5 protein-coding genes are annotated in these 5,733 nt (G+C 47.9%); all 5 read right to left on the bottom strand.

The window, feature by feature from the left end:
- Nucleotides 1–143: 143 nt before the first annotated feature.
- On the bottom strand, nucleotides 144–3,146 hold the full coding sequence (locus QUB61_RS37345) for a DUF3987 domain-containing protein (RefSeq protein ID WP_333136232.1): 3,003 nt from the start codon (nucleotides 3,144–3,146) through the stop codon (nucleotides 144–146).
- A 735-nt stretch (nucleotides 3,147–3,881) separates the two neighbouring features.
- The gene (locus tag QUB61_RS37340; RefSeq protein ID WP_333136230.1) at nucleotides 3,882–4,436 is read right to left on the bottom strand and encodes a hypothetical protein; all 555 of its coding nucleotides are present in this window, start codon (nucleotides 4,434–4,436) and stop codon (nucleotides 3,882–3,884) included.
- Nucleotides 4,427–4,690: a hypothetical protein gene (locus QUB61_RS37335; RefSeq protein ID WP_333136228.1), complete on the bottom strand. Its 264-nt coding sequence runs from the start codon at nucleotides 4,688–4,690 to the stop codon at nucleotides 4,427–4,429. The genes QUB61_RS37340 and QUB61_RS37335 overlap by 10 nt, the downstream gene beginning before the upstream one ends.
- Complete coding sequence (locus QUB61_RS37330) at nucleotides 4,690–5,202, bottom strand: hypothetical protein (protein WP_333136226.1); 513 nt, start codon at nucleotides 5,200–5,202, stop codon at nucleotides 4,690–4,692. Before QUB61_RS37330 ends, QUB61_RS37335 begins: the two co-directional genes overlap by 1 nt.
- Nucleotides 5,203–5,628, bottom strand: a complete 426-nt coding sequence (locus QUB61_RS37325) for a hypothetical protein (RefSeq protein WP_333136224.1) — start codon at nucleotides 5,626–5,628, stop codon at nucleotides 5,203–5,205.
- Nucleotides 5,629–5,733 lie beyond the last annotated feature (105 nt).

The raw sequence follows: 5,733 nt of genomic DNA, 5'->3' as shown, positions 1-5,733 counted from the left end.
AGCTTTTTTCTGGGGCAACGGTGCAGCAGGCATTTGGGCATCCAAATCAGTGCTTACATTCTCGCATCTGCGACAGAGACTGGAGAGTCTGCAATTAGGGCTAGGCGGGGAAAGGGGTATTTCCCCATCTAGCCCCTCGACCACTACAGTTTCTGTAATTCCTCCGGCTTCATCCGTGTTGTGAGATAGCCATCAGGCTTGCGACAAGTAATCTGGAAGTGTTCATCCATTTTGTAAACCTGTAGCTCCAGCCCTTCATACTGTTCAGCGTACCGAGGGTCGCCGACGTATTTGACTCGCATATCTAGCAAAAACCCCGCCACCACTAAAAGTCTAAAGTTTTCGTTTTCAGGATAGGTCAGATGGCCTCGAACTTCTTCCTTCAACTTTTCCTTTGCTTTGCCCTTGAGCGCGGTCAAAATTTGAATGGCGAATAGCTGGTCACAATTTGCGATCGCCTTTCTGATTTGTTCTGCAAATTCTGCGGGTTCAGTGAGGTAACTCAGCAATAAGCTTTCTGATTTTTCGGAAAGTGGTGAAATATGTGCCGCACTTGCCGCAATAGTATTTAAAACTTTACTGGGCAAGGATTCCAACTGCGGCACATGACTTGCCGCAATAGTGCCACAATGTGCCGCAGTAGTTTCGTTTACTGCGGCATCTGCGGCACATGGTTTTGGGCTATTGTGGCTGACCTTAACCCGCTCTGGCTCTAGGTTTTGACTTACTGCGGCACGTGTGGCTGCGGCTAAAGTTAAAAAAGTAGATTTTTTTACTGTAGCTACTTCGCCATACTTCATTTCTTGGAGTTCAGAAAACCACTCGCGAACTGTTTGAGCGGTCGGACGTTGTTGTTTTACTCGTAAAATGTCTTGCGCTTCGCGGACTGTGATTTTCCCCCCTTGTCGCTCTGCTGCTGTAAAAATTTTCATCAAATTTGGAGCAAGCGCCGTCCGGTCGGAAAACTCCGTGTAGAGGTTGATTATTTGGTCGGAAGTGAATTTGACAAATTTAATGGCTGCCTCCACCGCAAACTTGGGAATTAGCAGATTGACTTCAACACCGTTGACAACACAATTAATGGTGTGAATAATGGCAGCCATTTTTCCAACCTTTTCAGGCATTTTTCCCAACATTGCCCGCGTCCCTTGTTTCGGCTCGACCATGCGCTGCTTTTCTATTTCCCGGTAGAATGTAGCAAAAAGTTTTTTGGCATCGCGGTCAAATTCCATTTCTAGTTTTGGTAGAGCGTCTACTTTTTTGTAGAGCGAGGTCAAGATATGGGTTGTGGTGTCAGGTAATTCTGTATCTTCATCTGGCAAGTCGGAGGCCGCCAAGGGCTGAACGACAAAATCGAATCGAGCAAATTTACCGTTAGAGTCGCTGCAATCTTTCAGGAATCCTGCAAGCACATCAGGCTGAATAGTGCCAAAGATACTCAGTAGCAATCCGTCTAAATCTGCTGTTGTGCCTTTTGCCCGTAAAACTGTTGCGCCGGTGCCGTTCCAAAATTCGAGCAAGTCCTCTTCATCAGAACCCTTACCGCCTCGGTATTGATTTGCAGATTTAAATAGTCCTGCGAGTTCGTCACATTTGTACATTAGAGCTTGGTCGGGGAATTCTTGAACTTGGTATAAAATTCCTTCACCAGTCGTTTTATTGAGAGAGTAAAGCCTTAGTCGCGGTTCTTTCGGTGCGGGTCCTTTGTCTTCGCCTTTGGCAGTCTTCCAAGCTGCATGTTCTTCCTCATAAGCTTGGAAGGCTTCCTTAAATTCTTCGCGAGCCTTATCTTGTAAGGCTTTCATTGGACGGGTAAGCATCGCTTTCAGGATTGGCGACTTCTTCTGAGATGATTCTGCAACGATGCCGGCGAAATAGTTTGGGGTGCAGACGTAATCGGTATCGCGGCGAAGCCGAATTTCAGTACCAACTTTAAATAAAGCTGAGACTTGAGTTAAAAGTGCGGCTAAATAACATTCAGGTTTTAGGTTCAGCAGTTTTGCCAACCTTTCTATCGGCTCTGCCAGTTTTGCAGGCAAAATTTCTGAGAGTGCGATTTTCGACTGCTTAATTTCCAGCAACCGCGCAACTTCGGCGGCCGTATCTTCTCGGCTGACTTCTTGCTCTTGTTCAGATTCCTGCTCGCGGTAAATTTTCCAAACATCTGCGGAAGGGATGCGAAACCTTTGGGAAAGCTCGGAAATTTTAACCTGTATCTGAGATTTCTTGAGGTCGGAGTCTAACAGTTCTTCAATTTCTTCACCCAAGTTAGAGAGAGAAGGGCTTGGAACTCGATGCAGTGGAACAACATTTGAGGTTGCCTGTAAAGTTTGAGCCGGAGCCTTGAAGATTTTCTTATCTCCTATCGCCGCTCTGATGTCACTGGGTGCAAGATTTTCTTGGCTAATCCAATCAAAAATATCCAGCCCGTCACTTTTGGGTAAACGTTCCCAGTCTTTCCCTGGGAATGGATAGAGCCACTTAGCCTCTGGGAAGTATTCGGCAGCTTTCTCGGCATCCTTAATTCCTGGTTCATCGCGGTCGGGAACGATGACAACTTGTGCACCCTGTAAATCCTTGGAAGTTGCAAGGGAAACTTTACCCATACCGCCGATGCTGGTAGTGGCAGCTAAGTTAAATTCCCAGAAAACATCAGCGCATTGTTCCCCGTCAGCCAAGAAAATTTGTTTGCCTTTTGCGATCGCCTCTCTGACCTCGGTGTAACGGTAAATTGGGATGCTGTCGCGGACAATATTTCCCCAGCCCGTCACCCAGTCTTTTTTGTTTTTGTCCCAGCGTTCCTGCTTGATATCTTTTTTGCGCCCGTCGCCAAAATCAATTCGCTTTACCCTCACCAGCGGTGAACCGTCCCGAGCGGGATATTCCCAGTAGCGAGTCTGAGCCGGCCGCACTGGTTTCTTTTCTTGAGGACGGGCGTAATAAATTTTGCCGTCTTTGTCAGTTTTGCTTGTAGCCTCCCAACCAGTAGCGGGCGGTTGGTCGCGGTTGCAGACTGACAGCTCGCCTATGGAGTAGCACCAATCTGGTTTTCCACAGTGCGGACAAGGATTAGATTTTGTGGCGCAGACAAGATTTCCACGAACGCTTGAAACTTTGTGCTTGTTCAGAGTAGAATCATCGTACATATATTAAAAATTAGCTCGCGCCTAAGCGAGTTTGAGCCAAAAGCCGTTGCAGTCCTGGGTACCAATCAGTTAGCGACGGTTTTTTGGTGTGTTTACTTTTTTATGCGTATCAGAAATTAGAAAATGCTGGGGGCGCCCGTCCACATCCCGCGCCTAGTACCTCCCCTACAAGAGTCCGTGAAATAAAACATGGAAATACATCAAATACCACTGGCATTATTTTAAAGGATAAATGGACTGTGACTGGATTGTGACTGACTCCTGACAATGACCACTTGAGGCAAAGTGCTACGGATCAACCCTAGGGTTGCGCATAACACCTTAGTACACCTAATCCTTATCTAGAAAGGCTTGTAGGTGTGCAGTGCGATCGCGGAACATTTAAATCTTCCGCGAACACTTACAAACACTTCAGCGACCTCCGAAATTGCTTGGTTTTCCCAAGCCAGTCTCTACCACATCGACCTTATACATCGACGAGTGAGTTTTTGGAGAGAAACGCTTGCTGGGAGAGGGTTCTAGAAAAAGCAGTTTTTGAGGCTAAACAGGGTGCTGTGTTGTGCATTACAAACCCTACGGGTTTGCGATTTTGAGTGCATACAGGTACCGCCCGTCATTTTCGTTTTCAGTCGTACTCGCTAACGCTGGAAGGGTTTAACCTTTCCAGCACGCAGTTGAGTTGTTTTCAGTTGTTCTTGCTAAGCCACGAAGGGTGACACCCTTCGTGGAGGCAGTTTAATTGTCTTGAGTATCCTCGACCAAGCGCTTGTATTCAGCCTCGGCAGCTTTATATTTTGGGCTGCCGCCTTTAGACACTCCCCACACTTCGAGAATTATCTTGGCTTTCCCCCAGCCCTTTGCCTTCAATTGCAGCGCTCGTTCAGCACGTTCTGATTCAGCGTTCTGTTCTGGTTCAGCTAGTTGATTTTGAGCAATCGGTTCTAAACGTTCATCATCGTTACAACTAAGTGCTAGAGAGCGTTCTAAGTGTTCCACTGGATTGAGAATTGCTTCCGCTTCCTGCTGTCGCTGCTGCTGGGAAATGTAAGCGCTTGTCGCTATTTCATCTATCACATCAGCAGTGATGGCACGGGTTTTGATTTCCTCAATTTCCTCCTGCTCGGACAGTTCGCGGGCGATGTTGCCAGCGGTCACGGCGCAAGCAACAGCAGCCATTAGACTCAAGCCTTGTGCGGACTTATGCCAGCCAACTTTTTTATCAAGCGCGGTGAGCGGGGCTAGCCAAAGTGCGATCGCAGCTCCAGACAAAATCCACATTTTCAACTGCATAGAAACACCCCCGCACCAATAGCAGCAATTGCCAATCCTGCCAGCAAAATAGCTTGTAGATTATGCACAGAAATTTTGAGCCAGCCACTAACAGAGAAATCTAGGAGCCAGCACAGACACCACAAAATAAAAGTTGCTGCTGCCAAGAATGCGATCGCTCTCGTGGCCATAGGATGCAAACTCGCTACCCATCCTAGAAAGGAGGAAGCGGCGCACCCGGCGATAAAATAATTACCGAGTTGTGCCGCTCTCATTAGTTTGAGCCTCCTGTCAGCTTGGCTTTAATCTCATCAATCCGAGTCCTGGCGTCGGAGTCTGCTTTGTCAATTCCTAAGCCGAGGCGAGCATAGCCAGGGCGCATAGAGTGCAGTTTCTTAGCCAACCCCACATCGGCGCGCTTTTTTCCCAGTTCGTTTTCTGCAACTGCCCCCTCGTATTTGCGGTGTTCCTTTTGCACTGTTTTGTCGGCTGCTTCAATCTTGGTTAAAGCTTTGTAAGCGCGCTTGGATTGTCGGGCCCCGTCTGTCTTTTCCTTCGCTAACTCTTTCAACTTGTCGGCTTGCTCGCGGTCAAAGTAGCGCGGGTCTGGCACAACGGGAACTGAGCGGATGCTTGAAAAATTACCGGGGTTAAGTGGCGTTATAACGCTTGTGTCAGTGCTTGCCAGCACTTTGGATTTGTCAATGGCGTGGCTGCCATCATTGCTAGCTGAAAGTTTGCCAGCAGTGGATTGGTCGCCACCAAATAGGCGCAGTTGTAGACTCATCTATTTTGTCCCTACTTGAATTGTGATTTTGACTTGCGGGAACAGATTAAGCGGATTGATGCGAGGCCACAGGTTCAGCAGCAAGATAATTAGACCCGCGGTAGCTGCTGAAACTGCCAATAGCTGCGACAAATTGACCCACTCCAATAAATTGATTGAGTGAGCTTGTCCGCTATTACCGGGCACTACGGTGTCGCTGATGATTTCAGATTTTGGCTCAAACTCTAGTCCGTGCGAGGACAGCAGTGCTTCCCAAGTTTTTGTCGCGGTGAGCTTTCCATATTTGCGGGCTTCTTCTGCCGTGAGACCGCAATCATAGGCGAGAGCTTTTAAATGCTCGATTCTGCGACGACTCACCAAAGGTTTTTGTCGCGCATCATTAAGAGTTGCGGCATCCCCTGCTGGGTAGCCGTCGCCTCGTGTCATAATTTTTAGGCTCCAAACGTTGATGGTTAACGGTTTGGGGAAGTCGTGACTTGGCTAGCATTGCAAGTGCTGGTCAGTCGCGCAACAATCTTCCTTAAACTCAAG

The organism is Microcoleus sp. C2D2 (assembly GCF_036702495.1).
Taxonomy (GTDB): Bacteria; Cyanobacteriota; Cyanobacteriia; order Cyanobacteriales; family Microcoleaceae; genus Microcoleus.
Note: the sequence above shows the minus strand (reverse complement) of the source record. Positions and strands in the feature narration are given on the sequence as shown.

Excerpts from the sequence above, each read along its gene's own strand:
- QUB61_RS37345 (WP_333136232.1), bottom strand. The coding sequence starts at position 3,146 with ATGTACGATGATTCTACTCTGAACAAGCACAAAGTTTCAAGCGTTCGT.
- QUB61_RS37340 (WP_333136230.1), bottom strand. The coding sequence starts at position 4,436 with ATGCAGTTGAAAATGTGGATTTTGTCTGGAGCTGCGATCGCACTTTGG.
- QUB61_RS37335 (WP_333136228.1), bottom strand. The coding sequence starts at position 4,690 with ATGAGAGCGGCACAACTCGGTAATTATTTTATCGCCGGGTGCGCCGCT.
- QUB61_RS37330 (WP_333136226.1), bottom strand. The coding sequence starts at position 5,202 with ATGAGTCTACAACTGCGCCTATTTGGTGGCGACCAATCCACTGCTGGC.
- QUB61_RS37325 (WP_333136224.1), bottom strand. The coding sequence starts at position 5,628 with ATGACACGAGGCGACGGCTACCCAGCAGGGGATGCCGCAACTCTTAAT.